The organism is Brevibacterium sp. XM4083, from assembly GCF_006489205.2.
Taxonomy (GTDB): domain Bacteria; phylum Actinomycetota; class Actinomycetes; order Actinomycetales; family Brevibacteriaceae; genus Brevibacterium.
On sequence record NZ_VFYR02000003.1, the window covers coordinates 307915 to 326342 of the forward strand.

The 18428-nt window shown below is 67.6% G+C and carries 17 protein-coding genes; 6 read left to right on the top strand and 11 right to left on the bottom strand.

Annotation, left to right across the window (positions count from 1 at the left end; genetic code table 11):
* Positions 1-22: 22 nt before the first annotated feature.
* Positions 23-1117 (bottom strand): zinc-binding dehydrogenase, encoded by a 1095-nt coding sequence (locus tag FJ887_RS10675; RefSeq protein WP_171007011.1) that lies wholly within the window; start codon positions 1115-1117, stop codon positions 23-25.
* A gap of 392 nt (positions 1118-1509) precedes the next feature.
* Between FJ887_RS10675 and FJ887_RS10680 the strand changes: the two genes are divergently transcribed.
* Positions 1510-2952: a lipase family protein gene (locus FJ887_RS10680; RefSeq protein WP_171007012.1), complete on the top strand. Its 1443-nt coding sequence runs from the start codon at positions 1510-1512 to the stop codon at positions 2950-2952.
* 41 nt (positions 2953-2993) lie between these two features.
* Here FJ887_RS10680 and FJ887_RS10685 read toward each other — a convergent pair whose 3' ends face one another.
* From FJ887_RS10685 to FJ887_RS10705, 5 genes are all read right to left on the bottom strand, one after another.
* Positions 2994-3683 carry a DUF1345 domain-containing protein gene (locus FJ887_RS10685; protein ID WP_249356702.1) on the bottom strand — a complete coding sequence of 230 codons (690 nt, stop codon included), beginning with the start codon at positions 3681-3683 and terminating at the stop codon, positions 2994-2996.
* A gap of 164 nt (positions 3684-3847) precedes the next feature.
* Positions 3848-5332, bottom strand: a complete 1485-nt coding sequence (locus tag FJ887_RS10690) for an amidase (protein WP_137825037.1) — start codon at positions 5330-5332, stop codon at positions 3848-3850.
* Complete coding sequence (locus FJ887_RS10695) at positions 5329-6708, bottom strand: M20 family metallo-hydrolase (protein ID WP_137825057.1); 1380 nt, start codon at positions 6706-6708, stop codon at positions 5329-5331. The genes FJ887_RS10690 and FJ887_RS10695 overlap by 4 nt, the downstream gene beginning before the upstream one ends.
* A gap of 107 nt (positions 6709-6815) precedes the next feature.
* A complete protein-coding gene (locus FJ887_RS10700) occupies positions 6816-8117 on the bottom strand; it encodes an MFS transporter (protein WP_250786219.1) in 1302 nt (433 codons plus the stop codon).
* A 132-nt stretch (positions 8118-8249) separates the two neighbouring features.
* Positions 8250-9182: a LysR substrate-binding domain-containing protein gene (locus FJ887_RS10705; RefSeq protein ID WP_140955383.1), complete on the bottom strand. Its 933-nt coding sequence runs from the start codon at positions 9180-9182 to the stop codon at positions 8250-8252.
* Positions 9183-9416: 234 nt separating this feature from the next.
* On the opposite strand from FJ887_RS10705, the gene FJ887_RS10710 reads away from it, so the two are divergent.
* Positions 9417-9587 (top strand): zeta toxin family protein, encoded by a 171-nt coding sequence (locus FJ887_RS10710; protein WP_212743295.1) that lies wholly within the window; start codon positions 9417-9419, stop codon positions 9585-9587.
* A 12-nt stretch (positions 9588-9599) separates the two neighbouring features.
* Positions 9600-9959, top strand: coding sequence for a hypothetical protein (locus tag FJ887_RS10715; RefSeq protein WP_212743296.1), 360 nt, complete (start codon positions 9600-9602; stop codon positions 9957-9959).
* An 18-nt stretch (positions 9960-9977) separates the two neighbouring features.
* On the opposite strand, the gene FJ887_RS10720 is transcribed toward FJ887_RS10715, so the two are convergent.
* The 4 genes from FJ887_RS10720 to FJ887_RS10735 form a co-directional block, all read right to left on the bottom strand.
* Positions 9978-11174 (bottom strand): pyridoxal phosphate-dependent aminotransferase, encoded by a 1197-nt coding sequence (locus FJ887_RS10720; RefSeq protein WP_137825039.1) that lies wholly within the window; start codon positions 11172-11174, stop codon positions 9978-9980.
* A gap of 138 nt (positions 11175-11312) precedes the next feature.
* Positions 11313-11666 carry a cupin domain-containing protein gene (locus FJ887_RS10725; RefSeq protein WP_137825040.1) on the bottom strand — a complete coding sequence of 118 codons (354 nt, stop codon included), beginning with the start codon at positions 11664-11666 and terminating at the stop codon, positions 11313-11315.
* Complete coding sequence (locus tag FJ887_RS10730; RefSeq protein ID WP_137825041.1) at positions 11663-13327, bottom strand: N,N-dimethylformamidase beta subunit family domain-containing protein; 1665 nt, start codon at positions 13325-13327, stop codon at positions 11663-11665. The genes FJ887_RS10725 and FJ887_RS10730 overlap by 4 nt, the downstream gene beginning before the upstream one ends.
* A complete protein-coding gene (locus FJ887_RS10735) occupies positions 13324-14910 on the bottom strand; it encodes an APC family permease (RefSeq protein ID WP_137825042.1) in 1587 nt (528 codons plus the stop codon). The genes FJ887_RS10730 and FJ887_RS10735 overlap by 4 nt, the downstream gene beginning before the upstream one ends.
* A gap of 154 nt (positions 14911-15064) precedes the next feature.
* Between FJ887_RS10735 and FJ887_RS10740 the strand changes: the two genes are divergently transcribed.
* Positions 15065-15697, top strand: a complete 633-nt coding sequence (locus tag FJ887_RS10740; RefSeq protein ID WP_137825043.1) for a TetR/AcrR family transcriptional regulator — start codon at positions 15065-15067, stop codon at positions 15695-15697.
* Positions 15698-15736: 39 nt separating this feature from the next.
* Here the strand turns inward: FJ887_RS10740 and FJ887_RS10745 are convergent, their stop codons facing one another.
* Positions 15737-16588 carry a carbon-nitrogen hydrolase family protein gene (locus FJ887_RS10745; protein WP_171007013.1) on the bottom strand — a complete coding sequence of 284 codons (852 nt, stop codon included), beginning with the start codon at positions 16586-16588 and terminating at the stop codon, positions 15737-15739.
* Between the two features lie 172 nt (positions 16589-16760).
* On the opposite strand from FJ887_RS10745, the gene FJ887_RS10750 reads away from it, so the two are divergent.
* Entirely contained in the window at positions 16761-16970 is a 210-nt protein-coding gene (locus FJ887_RS10750; RefSeq protein WP_171007014.1) for a hypothetical protein, read from the top strand.
* Positions 16967-18421, top strand: coding sequence for a purine-cytosine permease family protein (locus FJ887_RS10755; RefSeq protein ID WP_171007015.1), 1455 nt, complete (start codon positions 16967-16969; stop codon positions 18419-18421). Before FJ887_RS10750 ends, FJ887_RS10755 begins: the two co-directional genes overlap by 4 nt.
* The last annotated feature ends 7 nt before the right edge of the window (positions 18422-18428 follow it).

An 18428-nucleotide genomic window follows, 5' to 3' on the forward strand; every position in this document is an offset into this window, starting at 1 on the left:
CGAGGCGACCGACCGTCAGCGCCTAGAAGCGCGTGATGATCGAGCGGATGACCTCGCCCTTCTTCAGCTTGACGTAGGCCTCGTCGACGTCGTCGAGGGAGATCTCCTGGCTGATGAGTCCGTCGAGGTTGAGCCGCCCCTGCATGTAGAGGTCGGCGTACATCGGGATGTCGCGTTTGAGGTTCGTCGATCCCATGCTCACCCCCTGCACGCTGGCATGGCTGACGAGGGCGGCGAGCGAGGTGTCGAGAGTGACCGTGGCGTCGGGCTTGGCGATGCCGATGAGGTAGGCGTGCCCGCCGACGCGGCGCAGCGCGATCGCCTGCTCCTGGGTGGCCGGCAGTCCGATGACCTCGAACGCGTGGTCGACCCCTCCCCCGGTGAGCTCCCTGACCGCCTCGACGGCGTCGACCTGTGAGGAGTTGATGACCTCGGTGGCGCCGAAGCTCTTCGCGACCTCGAGCTTCGCGTCGATGATGTCGATGGCGATGACGTGCGTGGCTCCGGCCAGGAGCGCGCCGGAGATGACGTTGAGTCCGACCCCGCCGGTGCCGATGACGGCGACGGAGTCGCCGACGCGCACGCCGGCGGTGTTGATCGCCGATCCGGCCCCGGTGACGACCGCGCATCCGATGATCGCCGCCTGCGGGAACGGGAGGTCGTCGCGGACGACGGCGAGCTGGTTCTCGTGGACGAGTGCTTGGGAGGCGAAGCCGCCGAGACCCCACCCCGAGGCGATCGCCGTGCCGTCCTCGGCGCTCAGGCGCGACGGCTCGTCCGGTCCCCGCACCGTCGCCTGCGGGTTCGGGCACTCGTAGGTGCGCCCGGACAGGCACGTCGTGCACACTCCGCAGAATTGGATGAGGCAGCCGACGACGTGGTCGCCGACTTTGATCGTCGTGACCTCGGAGCCGACCGCCTCGACGACGCCGGCGATCTCATGGCCGAACACAGCGGGAAAGGGGAAGCCGTAGCCGCTCTCGACGATGTGGAGGTCGGAATGACAGAGTCCCGACGCCCTGACATCGATGAGGACTTCGCGCTCGCGGGGCTCGTCGATGGCGACGTCCCGCGTGGTGAACGGTGACCCGACTCCCTCGGACACAGATGCTCGCATGGTTGCTCCTTTGCAATCGTGGCGGTGATCGAACCGGTGACGATGACGTCCGCCGGATCGCGGTGACCAGCCGACGATCACGCAGGCAGAGCAGTGACACAACGGTCGGCACCCATTTTTGAGCGTACGCCCGATCAGGATCGGTGTCGATGAATTCCGCGGGTCGAGGCGGTGATCAGTCGGTGCGCGGCCCCTGGTGCGAGGCGATGCGGTCGCCGGGCCGACCGATGATTTACTACCGATCAGTCGTTCTGTTCGGTAGGATGTGTGGCGCCGGTCACCATACGGGCACCCCGTCCTGGTCGACCCCCGCGGCTCCACCGAAGCCCGGGCGGTCGGCTGTTCGCGCACTCTCAACGCCGAGATCCACGACAGAACAGGAATGCAGACCTATGAGCACGCGTCGACCGACTTTGATTCCGCCCCTGCGACGGCTCACCACGGTGGGCACCGCAGCGATCGCCGGCCTCGCGCTGGCGGTGGGCACGATCGCGACCCCAGCCCACGCCGCCGACCCCGTCCCGACGACGGACGCCGAAGCCGAACGCCTCAACGACGAACGGGCCGCCGAGGATCCCGCCGAACTCGATCGCAGCAGCGTTCCCGCCGGTGTGAGCGTCGAACAGGCACGGTCGGTCGTCGAGTCCTCCGACGAGATCACCGTCGCCGATGTCGAATACGCAGCCGCCGTCGAGGACCTCCCGGCTTCCGGTGTCCCCGCGGACTTCTACGACACACCCGCCACGCTGCCGGAGGAGAACGGTGCGGTCGTCAGGCAGGCCGAATCCGACTTCTACCTCGACCCCGTCCGGCTCATCAGGCACAACGCGAAGACGACGACGTTCATGTACCGCACCACCGACGACCGCGGCACCGCCCGTGCCGCCACCGCCACCCTGCTCAGCCCCGCGAACTCCCAGGGTCCGGCACAGGACGCCGTCGTCATCGCCCCGGGCACGCAGGGCACTGCCGACAAGTGCGCGCCCAGCCGGCAACTGAGCATGGGCACGGAGTACGAGGGCATCGGGGTGACCTCGGCGCTGGCTGCCGACCGTCCGGTCATCGTCGTCGACTACATCGGGCTCGGCACCGAGGGCCCGCATCGCTACCTCAACCGCGTCGAGGAGGGCCGAGCCGTGCTCGACGCCGCCCGCGCCGTCCAACAGGTCGAGGGAAGCGGTATCGATGCGAAAACCCAGCTGCAGCTGCGCGGCTACTCCCAGGGCGGGCAGGCGACGGCGGCGGCTCTCGAACTCGCCGCGGAGTGGGCTCCCGAGCTCAACCTCGCCTCCGCCTCGGCGGGGGCCGTCCCGACCGACCTCAACGACGCCGTCGGCAGGCTCTCGGGCGTCTACACCGGTTTCCTCCTCTTCGGGGCGGATTCGTTCGCGGAGCAGGCGGGCATCGACCTCGACGATCACCTCAACGAGAAGGGCCAGGAGACGGTCGAGCGCGCCGCCGGCCAGTGTACGGTCGAAGCCGTTCTCACCAACGCCTTCGTCGATACGAGCACGCTGACGAAGAACGGCGGGGACTTCCAGCAGCTCGTCGAGGAGGAGTTCGCCGCGGTCCTCGACGAGCAGCGGTTGGGCATGACGGCGATCCCGGACGTTCCCGTCCTCGTCAACCACAGCCGCCTCGACGACGTCGTGCCCTTCGCGCAGGGTCGGGGGCTGGCCGCGGCCTGGTGCGATGCGGGCAGGTCGGTGACCTTCGCGGACAATCTCGCGCCCACGCACATCGGCGGGTACCTCGCCTCGCTGCCGCGCGTCGAGGCGTTCACGTCGACGACCTTCGCCGGCCAGTCACCGCTCAACAGCTGCTGGCGGCTCTGATACTGCAGATGGGGAGGAGCCCACGCCGGGGAGACGCTCGACTACGCCTCCATGACGTAGGAGAGGATCATCGAGACGAGGGTGGCGACGACAACGGAGTTGAAGGCGAACGCGACGATGACGTTGGTGCGCACGAGTCTCCACCCGGCGCGGGTGATGGCTCGGCCCGGCAGCGCCGCCGTCATCGTCGAGGTGAGCACGGAGAAAGTCAGGTAGTCGCTGAAGGCCCGTTCCGCCTCCATGTCGAACTCGAGGTGTCGCGCCGCCTGGCTGCCGCCGTCGCACAGGTCGAGGCGCATGTAGTCGAGGGCGAACGAGTAGACCATGACCGCCCACGAGGCGATGACGTTGGCGATGCCGAGGGCACCGGCGACGACGGTCTCTTCGCTCGATCCGAGGGTGACGAGGTAGACGTTGAGCATGATGGCAACGAAGGCGGCGACGACCGTCCACGACACGGCGCCGCCGCTGCCGAAGAGGATCGACGTCCAACGGCGCCTGCGGGCGATGGCCCAGCGCGAGTGGACGGTGAGCTCCGCCTGAGTGAGATCCTGCAGTCCGGCGTGGGTCCAGAGGAGGTAGACCAGCGCGTACACCGGCCACGCGACAAGGAAGACGGCGATGAGTCGCTGCGTCGCATCGACGAAACCGGCCGAATCAGCGCCGAACGGGGAGAATCCGAGACCGACGATGACGACGGCCCCGACGAGGAGTGCGGGGATCAAGCTCACCGTTGAGCGCATGTCATCGGAGATCGTGATGATCTGGCTGTGGCGGGGGCGCAGGCGCAGGACGGCTCCGGTTCACTCGATGTCGGCTGGTCAACTCACCCTAGTCGAAAGGCGCCCGGAGGTTCCGTCAGGCGAGCAGCGGGTTCCCCTAGAACGGGGTGCCCTCAGTCCGGGGCGAGTCCCGTCCACGGGCGCAACAGCTCGATGGCGGCGGCGACGGCGAAGGCCGTGCGGTCGTCGAACGGCCGTCCGATCACCTGGATGCCGGTGGGGATCCCGCAGTCGGCCATTCCCGAGGGCACATTGACGACCGGCACCCGGTTGCCAATGTTGAACGGCATCGTCATGTGCGCCTTCCAATAGTGGTCGAGGCGGAGCCCCGCTCCGTCCCCTTCGCGACCGATCCCGTCGGCGCCGATCCGGATCCCGTCGAGGTAGCTGGCATCGGCGAGGAGAGCTGCCACCGCCGAGGTGGGGGCCAGGAGCACATCGAACCCGGAGAGAGCGGCGGTGAGCTCGGACTGGATCTCGGCTTCCAGGGCGAGCCCGTCGACGAGCGGGCGGCGGGCGGCGACCGCCTCGGCGTCGGCCATGAACTGCAGCGTGTAGTCGGCGAGCGTGTCCTCGTGTCCGCGGGTGGCGGCCCTCATCGCCGGGGCGAGGATGGCACCGAAGTGGGCGAACGCGGTCTCGAAGATCCGGTCGGCCGTCCACGGCAGGACGACCTCCTCGACATCGGCCTCGGCGAACGCGAGCGCTGCGGCGACGGCGCTCGTGTTGCGGGCGATGTCGTCGCCGACGGGGAAGTCGCCGAGCCGGAGGCACACAGCGATCCGTAGCCCCTTGAGCCCGGCAACCACCTCGGCGGGGGCGCTGGGCAGACCGGCGAGGTGGTCGGGTGAGTCGATGGTCGCGTGATCGCTGGGGTCGCGGCCGGCCATGACCCGGGCGAGCAGTGCAGTGTCGGCGACGGTGCGGGCCATCGGGCCGTCGCCCCGGTACCAGTCGGCGGCAAGCGGAGGCTGACCGGGGATGCGGCCGTAGGGAGCCTTGAATCCGACGGTGCCGGTGAACGCGGCAGGCAGCCGCGTCGATCCGGCGATGTCCGAGGCTGTGGCCAGCGGTGCGAATCCGGCGGCGAGCGCAGCGCCCGATCCGCCGGAGGATCCGCCCGGGGACAGGTCCCGGTGCCACGGGTTGCGGGTCACTCCCCACAGCGGTGAATGGGTGACCGTCGCGCAGCTGAACTCCGGCGAGGCGGCGCGGGCGTGGATGTAGCCGCCGGCGTCGCGAATGCGGCGGATGACCGCGGCGTCCTCGACGGCGATGGTGGCGCATTCGGCCACGAGGCCCTGGGAGATCGTGTGCCCGGCGAGCGCGTGCTTCTCCTTGGCGATGACGGGCAGACCGGCGAGCGGGCGCATCGCGAGCACCTCGTCGAGCTCCTCGGGTCGTGTGCGGACGTAGAACCGCTCCGCATCCCGCGCCGAGGCGGCCGCCTCCTCGACGATCTCCGTGACCGCGCCGATGTCCGGGTCCTTCTCCTCGATCCGCGCGATGAGCGCTTCGAGGTAGTCGACGGGTGAGAGGTCCTTCGTCCGGAACCGCGCGAGCACCTCGGTGGCCGACAGGGCCCAGAGTTCGGTCATGCGCCCGCCTCCGCGGTCGTCTGCAGATCGCCACCGGAACGAGAGTCAGCTGCGGGAATCGGGACAGGAGTTTGGGCGGTCGCTGTGGAGCGTCCGATCCATACAGCACCGTCCCTGTCCTCGCTGAGCTCTCCCCGGACGAGGTCTTCCGCCACAGACGTGAGAACGCCGAGGCCCCGCACCATATCGGCGTCCCTCGTGAACTCACGCTCACAGTGGGAGACTCCGTCCACACTGGGGACGAACATCATCACCGCGGGGACACGGTGATTCATGGCTACTGAGTCATGGCCAGCCATCGTCTCCAAGCGACGGACGGACAGCCCCTCATTGGCGACTGCCTTTTCGACGAGTTCGACACCGGTTTCGGGGAAGTACCGTTTATCCCGGATGTCGAAGTCTTCGACGTCGATGGTGATGTCATGGTCTTTCGCGATCTCGGTGATCTGAGCGTGCAGTGAATCCCGCGCACACTGCACGATCGCAGGGTCAGAGGACCGAAGATCAGCCACCATGTGCACTCTTCGGGGAACGACGATCGGGGAGTTCGGTTCGACGACGTGTTGGCCGACCGAGGACACCAGGGCTTCATCATCGAACTCGTCAACGACTCCAGCCACCGCGAGGACGACCTTGGCCGCCGCGACGAGCGCGTCGTGACGGTCGGCCATCGCAGTGGCTCCGGTGTGGGACTGCTCGCCGAGGACGTCGATGTCGAGTTTCTGGGTGTACCAGCTCGATTCGACGACACCGATATCCGTCGCCTCGCGTTCGAGGATGCGTCCTTGTTCGATGTGGATCTCCGCATAGGAAATCGCGTCGGGCGGGGTGTCCGTGCCGGCGTAGCCGATTGCGGCGAGCGCCTCAGCCACCGAAACGCCGGCCAGGTCGCGGACGGCGAGCATCGCGTCGAGGTCGAAGAGACCGGCGTAGACGGAGCTGCCCATGATCGAGGGGGCGAACCGGCCGCCCTCCTCGTTGAACCAGTTGACGACCGCCATGTTGAACTGGGGAACTTGACCCGATTCCGCGATGCTCTCCCTGACCCTGAGCGCCGCATGAAGGGCTGCGATCACCCCGTATGCGCCGTCGAAGCGCCCGCCCAGCGGCTGCGAGTCGAGATGCGAACCGAGTAGGACATACGGAGACCCGGGAACGAATTCGTAGCACGCGAACATATTGCCGATGGCGTCGATACGGACCTCAAAGCCGTGGGCCTCCGCCCACCCGCGCATCCAGTCGCGAGTCCGCGCGTCATCGACCGTGGCAGCCTGCCGGTCGACGCCGGCATTGTCGGTTGCCCCGATTGTCGCGACATGGTGGAAGTCTTCGAGGAAGTCTGCGTCGCTCGAGGCGTTCGCTTCAGTGTCATTCATAGGCTTACTCTTTCCTGATTCTCGGATCGTCTCATGAGGTTCTGACATAACACCTGAGGCATATGAGGCTCGGTCGCAGCGGTCAGTTTGGTGAGGCTGGCTGTACGTCATCCGAGACGTCCTCGGGTTTCGGGTAGGCGGGTGATGAATATCAGAGCGAGGACGACTGCAGCGCACGCGGCCATGTAGAACCCTGGTGCAGTATTGACGCCCGTGGTGTCGACGAGCCAGGTTCCGACGAATGGTGCGGTGCCGCCCATGACGGCGTAGGCGATGTTGTAGCTGATCGCTGCTGACGTGAAGCGGGTCTTCGTCGAGAAACGTTCGCAGAAGAACGTGTAGCATCCACCGCCGTAGCAGCACAGTGCGAGGACGAAGATTGTCTGCCCGATGAATGCCGGCCCCATGTTTCCACTCGTCACAAGGGTGAACGCGGGAATCGACACCACAGCAAGGAGAATCGATCCGGCGATGAGCATCGGTTTGCGCCCGAAGCGGTCGCTCAAGTGACCGGCGATCGGCAGGAAGAGGGTGTAACTTGCCATCGCAATGGCGTTCGTCAGAAGCGCCTGTTCCCGATTGAGGTCGCCGGCGGTCTGGATGTAGGTGACGAAGTAGGCCGAAAGCATGTAGAAGCCAAGAGCGGTGAGGCCCAGAACGAAGAAGACCTGAAGCATGCCGACCCAGTTCTCGCGGAACGACTCGCGGATCGGGCTGAACTCCTTCGGGCGCGCCTCGGCGGTCTTCTTGAAGAGTTCGCTCTCATCAGTGCGCGAGCGGATCCACAGGCCGACACCGGAGAGCGGCAATGCGAGCAGGAACGGAATGCGCCAGCCCCACGACTCGAATGACGCGTCGGAGAGCACCGTCGAAAGAAGGAGGATGAGCCCACCGGCGAAGACCGAGGGCAGCGCCGTGGCGGCCAGAGTGATGTTGATCCACAGCCCGCGCTTCTCGATCGGTGCATGTTCATAGACGAACGACGGGCCGCCGACTGATTCTCCACCGGCGGAGAATCCCTGGCCGAGGCGAGCAAGGATGAGCAGGGTGGGTGCGATCCAACCGATCTGATCGTAGCCGGGAAGGACGCCGATCAGGGCGGTGCAGATGCCGACGAGGAAGATCGTGATCGTCAGGGTCCTGCGACGACCGACCTTGTCTCCTAGGGCTCCGAAGAAGAGTCCGCCAAGAGGGCGCATGACGAATGCGACGCCGAACGTGGCGAAGATGACGAGCAGGCCAGTGATTCGGTCGCCGTCCGGAAAGAAGTACTCGGAGAGGATCACGGCCGAGAGGCCGTAGAGAGTGAAGTCGTAGAACTCGACGAACTGGCCGATGCTGCCGCCGACGAGCACCTTCTTCTGCATACTCGTCGATTTGCCGGTCTGCTGAACCTGTGTTGCGGACATCATTGCTCCCGAGGCTGTCGTCGCGGATTTCCCCCATCATTGCGTCCAACGTCACATTGGTCCAACAGATACTCTTTGCCTTCGGCATCAGGAAAATCTATGGGGCCATCGCGTCCGCCGTGCCCGGACGAGTCACCTCGCTGCCACCCGGTCCGGTCGCCCCAGAATCTCCTCGGTGAGCTCGCAGAACGCTCGCGCCCGCCGGCTCAGGCGCAATTCGCGGGGCCAGACGAAGGCAAGATCGATAGTGGGAAAGTCATCGAGGAGCGGCACGTCGACAGTCTTCGAGCCGATGTAGGTTCCCGAGGACACACTCTGACTGAGCAGCGAATATCCGTGCCCCATCGCGACGAACGACCGCACCGTTTCGTACCCCGAGAATGAATGCCGCACTCGCGGAGCGATCCCGGCAATGCGGAAGAGTTCGTCGTAGTACTGCCGGCTGAACGGCAGATCGAGCTGGATGTAGTCCTCATCAGCGAGTTCCCTCAGGTGCACCGGAGCTGGGATCCGACCCCTCCCGCCGAGGCGGTGGTGCTGGGATACGAGCACATGCGGTTCGACGACGTCGATGAGATAGGCATCGAAGCGGTCGCTCAGTCCCAAGGTGTAAGTCAGCGCGAGATCGCAGTCTCCGGCGAGGACAGCCCGTTGAAGGTCCTGCAGGTCGGCTTCGAGGTAATTCACCCGCACGTCGGGGTAGCGCCTTTCGAACTCGTCATGGATGAGCGGGAGCCTTGTAGGAGCGATCGGAGAGAACACCCCGACCGTGAGGTCTCCGCTTAGCGATCGCGCGAGGCCAAGAGCGGTCTCTCCAAGGGCGTCGGTCGCCTCGAGCACGGCGTTCACCTCGGCGAGGAATCGCTTCCCGGCGGTTGAGAGAAAGACTGACCGATTCCGCCGACGGATGAACAGGTCGATTCCGAGGACCCGCTCGAGCTGAGCCACCGCAGTCGAAATCGCTGACTGCGTGACATTGAGATGCTTGGCGGCCTCGGTCATGTTCTCTCGTCGAGCCACCTCCTGGAAGTACCTCAGCTGGACGAGGGTGAAGTCGAGCGCCATGCGCCTATCCTGCCATCAGTTGAGCAACGGCGGTGGGGCGGACGAAGTGGATCGCTGTGCACGATGTCATCGCCGCACACACGCGGCCGGCGACCTCCCCGTCGACGACACACTTGCCCAGATGGAGCAGGGCCTCGACACAACTCCTCTTGCTGACCTGCTCACAGAGGCCATCGGCTGGCGGCGAACGGTCGGTCTCCTGAGCGGAACCAATCGGCCCGTACACTGACGACCATGAGCGCCGACATCATCATCCTCGCCGGTCCTCCGGGAGCCGGGAAGTCGACGACGGCCCGCGCCCTGGCTCACGATTTCCCCCGATCCGTCCACCTGCACACCGACGATTTCTGGCATTTCATCGCCGCCGGTGCCATCCCGCCCTACCTGCCGGAATCCGAGGCGTAGAACCACACGGTCATGGAGGTCATCGTCCACGCTGCCGAGATCTACGCGCGGGGCGACTACACCGTCATCGTCGATGGGATCGTCGGACCGTGGATGCTCGATCACTTCCGGGTTCTCACCCGGCACCCTGATCCTCCGCCCGTCCACAACCTCATCCTCCGGCCGAGCCGCGAGGTCGCTCTCGACCGCGCCACCGCGCGCACCGGTCCCGACGACCTCACCGACGAGGAGCCGATCACGACGATGTGGTATCAGTTCAGCCACCTCGGCGAGCTCGAGGACCACGTCATCGACAGCAGCATCCAGACCTCGGAGCAGACGCTCGCCGCTGTCCGCGACGCCGTGGGGACGGCGACGTTCCGTCTGCGGTGACCGCCCACCGCCCCTGACTCACCCGGCCTCGACCCAGTCCCTGAGCTTCGTCAGCCCTTCGACGATATCGTCCTCGCCGATACCCGAGTACGCGAGCCGGATGTACTTCTGCTCCTCCCCCGGCTGCGGGCGACCGAAGTGCTCGCGGGTGCAGAACGAGACCCCGGTGTCGTGGAGGGCCTGAGTGGAGAAGTCGGAGAGGGTCGCGATCCCCTTGACCGCCATCGCCTCGGTGACGTCGGGGAAGATGTAGAACGTCGATTCCGGCACGGCGACCTCCATGCCGGGGATCGCGTTGATGAGCGAGCACGCGGCGTCACGGCGGGCACGGAGCACGTCGAGCATCTCCGCGACCGGCTCCTGCGGTCCCTGCAGCGCCGCGATCCCCGCCCACTGGACGTAGTGGGTCGTGCACGATTCGTCGTTCGTGTTCATCGTCGAGATCGCCTCGGCGACCTCCTTCGGGGCCACCGCACACCCGAGCCGGGACCCGGTCATCGCGAACTTCTTCGAGAACGTGTAGAGGATGACGGTGCGCTCGCGCATCCCCGGCAGGGCGGCGATCGACGCGGACTCACCGCCGTAGCGCATCTCGAAGTACGCCTCATCGGAGAGCACCCAGAGATCGTGCTCGGCAGCGATCTGCGCGATCGCCTCCCGCTCCCCCGGCGTCGACTCCGCGGAGATGGGATTCTGCAGATCGTTGTAGATGATCGCCACCGTCGTCTCGTCGATCGAGGCCCGCAGATGGTCGAGGTCGATGGCGAACCCGTCGGCGGTCGGCACGTACCGGTACGGCAGCGCCCGCCCGCCGAGGTATTCGATCTGTGACTCATAGATCGGGAACCCGGGATTCGGGTAGAGCACGGAGTCACCGGGATCCATGACCGCCTGGAGGAACTTCGTGATAACCGGCTTGCCACCAGTCGTGACGACCACCTCGGCGGGATCGATGTCGAGACCGCGCCGGGATCCGATGTCCTCAGCGAGCGCGGCCCGAAGCTCGGGGATCCCCGGCCCCGGACAGTACCCGGTCCTGCCGTCCGTGATCGCCCGGTTCATCGCCTCGACGATGTGCGGGGCCATCGGAAAATCGAGATCGCCGAGGTGGAACGGATAGACCCGATTCCCCTGCGCCTTCCAATCGGCGGCGGCCTGGGCGACGCGGAAGGCGGTCTCCGTGCCGAGGTCGTGCAGTCGCTGGGCAGTCTTCATCGGCGGCTCCTTCGAACGCCCGTTCCCCGACAGCGGTGCCGCAGGGAACGGTGGTGCAGCTGGTGGGAGGCGCCGCTTCCCGCGCGAGGCGGTGGGCGGCGCCTTCCTCACACGATAGACGACCGCGTCAAGGGGTCCTCACTCTGTGACGCCGATGAAGACCTTCCGCGTCGGTTCGAGCGTCACCCAGCGCCCGGCGAAACCCTGCGGGATCGTGAACGCATCACCGGGGCCGTACTCGAAGCGCTCGGCGCCGTCGCGGCTCTCGACGGCGACCCGACCGGAGACGATGACGCAGAACTCCCGGTAGGGCCACGAATCGAACTCGACCCAGCCGGGTTCGCCCGCCCAGCGTCCGGCGACGCTGTTCGACCCGGTCTCGACCTGGAATTCCGTCTCCGTCCACCCTTCGGAGTGGGCGTCGTAGTCGGCGAGGTCGGGGATGACGGCTCGGTCGGCCGCCTCGGTGAGCGTCTGGACGGTGGCGGTCATGAGGTCTCCTTCTCTGATGCGGTGTGACCGGTGGTCGCGGCAGTCTTCCCGCCGGCGATCGGGGTGGCGATGAAGCGGTCGAGGACGTTGCGGGTGATCGTCGTGACGAACGGGTCGTTCGCGGCCAGGCCGTAGGGCCAGTCGGTCGTGCCCGCGCAGTAGACCTCGCCGTCGCCGCGGGCGAACGCGGCCATCATCGCCGATCCGTAGCCGTTGCCTTGGTGGTGCGGGGGCGGGCCGTCGGGGTAGATGCCGGCGAAGAGATCGGCGAGTTCGGCCGCCGGCGCGCCGATCGGGACGCGCCCGCCCCACCGATCCTCACCGCCGGAGACCGCCGGTGCCATCGCGATGATCTCGAGGTCCTCCGGCGCCCCGTCCGCGCCGGTGGCATACGGCAGGCCGTGGCGGAACGTGTAGTCGCAGCCGTCGACCTCGAAGGCCGCGATGCACAGCGGCGCCTGGCCAAAGACGTCGCCGTAGTAGAGGTCGGTGCCGGCCAGCGACCAGTGGTTCTCCCGGTAGACGGTGAAGCCGCCGCTGCCGCGGGGCACCGCCGAGCCGTATCGGATGTACGCGCCGCCGAGCCCGGTCAGGCCCATCGTCGCCGCCCCCGGTCGGCCGATCGCCGGGGCGTCCCACGCCGTCGTCAGCCGGCTCGGGTCGGTCTCGGCGATCGGGTCGGCCGTCGGGTCCTTGAAGCACGTCTGCACACCCTCATCGAGGTCGAGGCGCACCTGCCACACGTAGTTGCCGCCGAACCGCGCGACGTGACCGCCGGCGTCGACGTAGGCGTCGAGGGTGTCGCGCATCTCCCACGACCAGTACTCGTCGTGGCCGACGATGACGACGCAGCCGTACCCGTCGAGCACGTCGGGTTCGGCGTGGAGTTCGACCTGGGTGATGTGACCGACCCGGTAGCCCTGGTCCTCGGCCCACACCGTGAACGGACGCTCGTAGTTCGCCCAGCCGGCGTCGTTGTGGTGGCGGGAGTACCCGCGCTGCCACGCCCATTCGTACGTCGGATGCCGCGGCTCCCAGCCGATGGGGACGCTGACGTCGAGGTGGGCGTTGCGGGGTGCGCCGACCGGTTTGCGCAGCATGCCGCGGGCGATCGGGCGCCGCATCGACGAGTACGGGGAGGGGATGTCGTTGCGGTCGCCGTCGGGCAGCCCCCGGTAGTGGTTGCCGCCTCCCCAGTCGTTATAGGCGAGCATCGTCGAGGTGGCGTGGACGAGGAGGACGTCGACATCGGCGGGACCGGCCGGGCGGACGATGAAGAAGGACTCCTGTTCGACGTCGCGACCGTGGTCATCGGTTGTCGAGAAGACGACGAGGTAGTACGCGGGGGTGAAGTCCGCGCCCAGGTCGACCTGCAGCGAGCTCGACCACCCGCACCCGCTCGCGTACGCGTCCGCGGGGGTCTCCTGCCGTGTTCCCGGCAGGCCGGTGGCGGTGAAGACGGTTTCGGGGCGGGCGCCGTCGCGGATGATCGCGACGTCGAAGGTCTCCGCCGTCGTGTGCACTCGGAGGTCGACGGTCTCGCCGGCCCGGTAGGCGAACCGGTCGCTGTAGCCCCAGAGTTCGGTGGTGTCGGGGTATTCGCCGGGGCGTTCGACGAGTCCTCTCGGGGTCGACCAGGCGTAGTCGATGCGTGCGCTCATGGAGTGGGGTCCTTTCGGTCGGGGCGGGGGTTCGGGTCGGGGTTCGGGTCGATCGCCCTCGCCGAGGCGGTGCCCGCGGTGCGGGCGGACGTCGCCCCCACCTCGGCGATGGTGGTCGTGTCGGGGTCGATGGCTGCGTCGGTGCCGAGGGTTGCGAGCGTCGCCCGCGCCGTGTCGATCCGGCTGGCGCGGACGAGACCCCAGGCAGCGGCGAGGACGAGTGGGGCGATGATGACGGCGTTGCCTGCCGGGCCGAGACCGGTGAGAGCGCCCATCTGGGAGATGAGGAGGATGAGCGCGAGCGCAAGGAGGACGGCGGAGGCGAGCGGGGCGATCATCCGGTTCCATGCCCGCTCCCCGCGGCTCCGGCGGCGGAAGAAGACGATGACGGAGAGCGAGGTGAGGATCTGCAGGACGAGGACGGCGATGATCGTCGGCGTGTTCGTCCAGGTGACGATCTGCGTGTACGGGTCGGCACCGGCGACGGCGAAGAGGCAGAGGACGATGAGGACGAGTCCGGTCTGCACGAAGTTCGCCGTCAGCGGGCTGCCCGACGCCGCGAGCTGGGACAGGCCGGCGGGCATGAGGCCGCCGCGGGCGAGGTTGACGAGGTACCGGGACGAGGTGTTCTGCAGTGCGATCACTCCTGCGAAGAAGCTCGTGACGACGAGCACGAGCATAATCGGCGTGATCGCCGTGCCGACGAATTCGTCATTGAGTGAGAACACGAGCTGGGAGGGATCGCCGGTGAGCAGGGAGGCGAGGCGCGATTCCCCGGCGGCCTGGAGGATCACCCAGGCGCCGAAGGTGTAGCCGAGGACGAGGACGGTCACGGCGAGGTAGGTGGCGCGCGGGATCGTGCGGTTGGGGCTGCGGGTCTCAGTCCGGTAGACCGTCGTCTGCTCGAAGCCGACGAACGCGACGAAGGTGAGGACGAAGACGCCGGGCAGGGCCGCACTCACCCATTTCTCCGGTGCGAAGGCCGTGAGCGTCAGCCCCTCATAGCCGCCCTGGGCGAGGACGGCGACGGCGAAGATCGCGAGGATCGCCGCCTCAGCGACGAGGAGGACGGCGACGGTCACCGCGCCGACCCCGACCCGGCGCAGGCCGAGGATGAGCACGGCGAGGGTGATGACGAGGGCGATCGGCAGCCACGGGACCGTCAGACCGGTGAACCCTTCGACTGTCAGGGACGCGAAGACCGACGCCGAGGCGGTGAATCCGATCTGCCCGCCGAGGTAGCCGACGTAGGCGACCATCCCGGCCACCGACCCCGTGCGGGCCCCGAGGCCGGCGGCGATGTAGGTGAGGAAGGCCCCGCCGCCGGGCACATGACGGGCGATCGTCGTGTACCCGACGGCGAAGAGGAGGTAGACGAGACCGGGATAGAAGAAGCCGAGGACGACCGCGTCACCGCCGGCGAGCATGCCGAGAGGCACGAAGCCGGCGAGGATCGTCAGCGGCGCGGCGGCCGCGAGGACGAAGAAGACGAGTCCGGGGGTGCCGATGCCGCGGGGGCGGACGGCCGACCCCGGGGTGTCGCTCGGAGCGTCGCTCGGAGTGTGAGCAGGAGGGAGAGCCACGGTGCGTCCCTTCGACGAGATGAGGTCAGGGCACAGCGCCGTGCCCAGAGAATTAACCTATCGGTCGATAGATTAAACGCCAATCTATCAGATGATAGGTTCACTGTGAAGAGCCGATAGGCTGTCTCGAGACGCCCACCACGAGAGGACGGCGATGGCACGGCCGACGAACGCGAGCAGCACCGGGGATACGAGAGAGCGGATCCTGCGCGAAGCGGCCCGGCTCTTCTCCGAACTCGGCTATCAGGGGGCGAGCACGCGGGCGATCACCGAGGCCGTCGGCATCCGACAGCCCTCGCTCTTCCACTATTTCCCGGGCAAGGAGGCGATCGGGCACGAGCTCATCGAAACCCGCGTCGCCGCCTCGGCGCTGCTCAGCGGCAGGTTCGCCCGCTCAGCCGACGATCCCGCCCTCGACCTGTTCCGCCTCTTCCGCGATGAGATGGTCATCGAGCTCGGCGGGGAGTTCGACACGCGCTGGCTCTTCCGCCTGCCGCCGGCCGTCGGTGAGAAGTTCCCCGCCTGGGGTGCCGCCGTCGACGTCGCGCGGGCGACGATGGATGCGGTCCTCCGGGACGGCATCGCCGCCGGTCGGTTCATCGCCGAGGACCCCGAGGCCGTGCTCGAGCTCTTCGACGCCGTGGCCAATGAGGCGATGTTCTGGCCCCACGACAGTCACGACGTGCCTCCCGAGACGATTGCGAAGGTGCAGCTGCGCCTCGTCATCGCCGACCCGCAGACGATCGCCGAGGTGGTCGCCCGGGCGGGTGGGAAGCCAGCCGGCTGAGGCCGCCGGACACTCGTCCTCAGCTCAGGGGCGATCGCCTCAGCCCCGCAGTCGCCTGAGGTCGGCGAGATAGGGGTTGCGGGCTCGCGCCTCGGCGATCTCCGCGGCGCTGATCACGGTGACGGCAACGCCGGTGCCCCCGTCGAGGAGATCGACTTTGCGGCCGTTGGGGTTGACGAGGCAGCTGTGGGCGGTGAAGCCCTCACCGCTGTGGTTGGCATAGGCGATCGCGAGGCCGTTCTCGAGGGCCCGCGCGGGCACGAGCAGCGTCGAGGTCTGCGTGGGCGAGAACGCGAGGGCAGGATCGCGGGGCTCGTCACTGGAGGGTGCGGGCACGGCGGTCGGCACGAGCAGCACCTCGGCTCCCGCCTCGGCGAGCGCGCGGGCGAATTCCGGGTACTCGATGTCGTAGCAGATGCCCATTCCGAAGCGCATGCCCCGCCAGTCGACGACATCGCCGTAGGCGTCGGCCGGCGTGAAGAAGTCGCGTTCGATGTCGAAGAGGTGACGCTTGTGGACCCGGGCGAGTTCAGCACCGGAGGCGTCGAAGAACGAGGCCGCGATGAACCGGCGGGTGTCGACCTCGTCGACACTTGAGGCGACGAGCGCGACCCCGAGGTCACCGGCGATGGCGGCAAGGCCCTCCCGCACCCGCGCCCCATCATGGGTCCATGCCCGAGTCGGGTCGTAGCCGGTGGCGAAGAGCTCGGGCGTGACCACCACCTCGGCGCCGAGGTCCCGTGCCTCCGCGATCCCGTGCCGCAATGTCCGCAGGTTGCCCTCGATGTCGTCGATGCGGGCGGCCGCCTGGACGATCCCGATCGCCACTGCCGGACCCGCGCCGGCCTGGCCCGCGCTGGCCACACGTTCCGGTGTGCGCTGGTTGCTCATGGAGCATCTCCTCCTCCGCGCGGAAGTTTTCCTTCCGACACCATTGACGGCACCTTCGCCGGTCAGTGACAATTGTAAACCAAATCGGATTTGGTTTATTGGCCGTCCGGTTCGTCGAGCGCATCGCAGCCGCTGCCCTCGACCCGACCACCGAGAGCCCGAGGAGTCACCGATGACACCGCCCAGCGAGTTCGCATCCACCATGGCCGCGAACGGCACTTCACCCGCCGTCGCCGAGGAGATCGAGCGCAGAATCGCGATCGTCGAATCCACCGAGGCGACCGATCCCTCGCGTCTGCCGCTGTCGGCGACAGAGCTCACCGTCTACACCGGGTCGGCCGTCGCCGCCTGCCTCATCGGCCTGCTGGTGGTGGCACTGTGAACGGGGCACCGGATCACACGGTCGGCGCGGCGACGGCCGCCGAGGACCCGGTCAGCCGCGAACTGCAGCAGGAACACATCTACGGCACGTTCCCGCTCCTGAAATCCGAGCGGACCTGGTCGGGCTGGGACTTCACGTGGGTGAACACGGCGCTCGCGATCGCCACGTGGGCGTTCCTCGTCGGCGGCTCGACCGCCCTGCTCGTCGGGTTCGCCGACGGTGTCGCGGCGATGATCATCGGCAACGCGATCGGCCTGTGCTTCATGGTGCTCGCCTCCGTGCCGGCCTCTCAGCGCTACGGCTCCGAGCAGTACACACTGCTGCGCGGCGCGTTCGGCGTCGTCGGGGTCGGCCTCATCGTCTTCACGGTCATCCTCGTCACAGAGATGGGCTGGTCGTCGCTGCTCGCAGTCATGGCCGGCCGCGCGACGAGCCAGGTCGCGGGCACGCTCGTCGGAGCGGAGTTCGATCAGTACGGCCCGCTCGTGACGATCGGCGGCCTCGTCGCCATCGGCATCGCGTGGTTCGTCCTCTCCCGCGGCCCGGTGACGATCGGGAAGTTCAACAAGTTCGTCGCCCCAGGGCTGGCGATCATCACCGTCGTCATGATGATCGTCCTCGTGGCGACCACCTCGTGGGACACGCTGCGGGACGCGTCCCCACTGGCGCCTTTCGACGATCCGACGCTCAACTTCATGGTCGCCGTCGAGTTCAACGTCGGCGTCGGGGTCTCGTGGTACCCGGTCATGGGTTCACTCGCGCGGATGACGAAGAGCCGCCGGGCAGCCGTCTGGCCCGCCTTCGGCGCCCTGTTCTTCGCCACCCTCATCGCCCAGGCCGTCGGGATGGCCGCGGCCCTGACGATCGGCGACTCCGATCCGACGTATTGGATGGTGCCGCTGGGCGGGCCGATCCTCGGGGTCGCAGTGCTCGCCTTCATCGGGTTCGCCAACATCACGTCGATGTCCTCGATCGTCTATTCGACGATCCTCGCGATCCGCCAGTCCGCCGGTCACGCGCTGAGACGGGTGCCGTGGAAGGCCCTCACGGCGGCCTTCTTCGTCCTGCCCGCCCTCATGACGTTCTTCCCCCAGTTCATGTACGAACAGTTCATGGTGTTCGTGTCGTTCTCGGGAGCATTCCTCACCGCGATCTGCGGCGTCGCACTCGCCGACTACTTCGTCCTCCGCCGCCAGCACATCGACCTGCGCGAGCTCCACCTCGGCGGGCACGGCCGGCTCTACGCGTACACGGGCGGGGTCAACTGGGCGGGGATTGTCGCCGTGATCGCCGGCGCCGCCTTCTACATGTGGCTCTACAACCCCGTCACGCTCGAGACCGCACCGGCGTTCTCGGTCATCACCGCCGCCCTGCCCGCCGCGCTCGTCGCAGCCGTCGTCTACCTCCTGATCTTCCGGGTCGCCTACGCCTCCCGGCATCCGGTCCGCTGAGGACCGA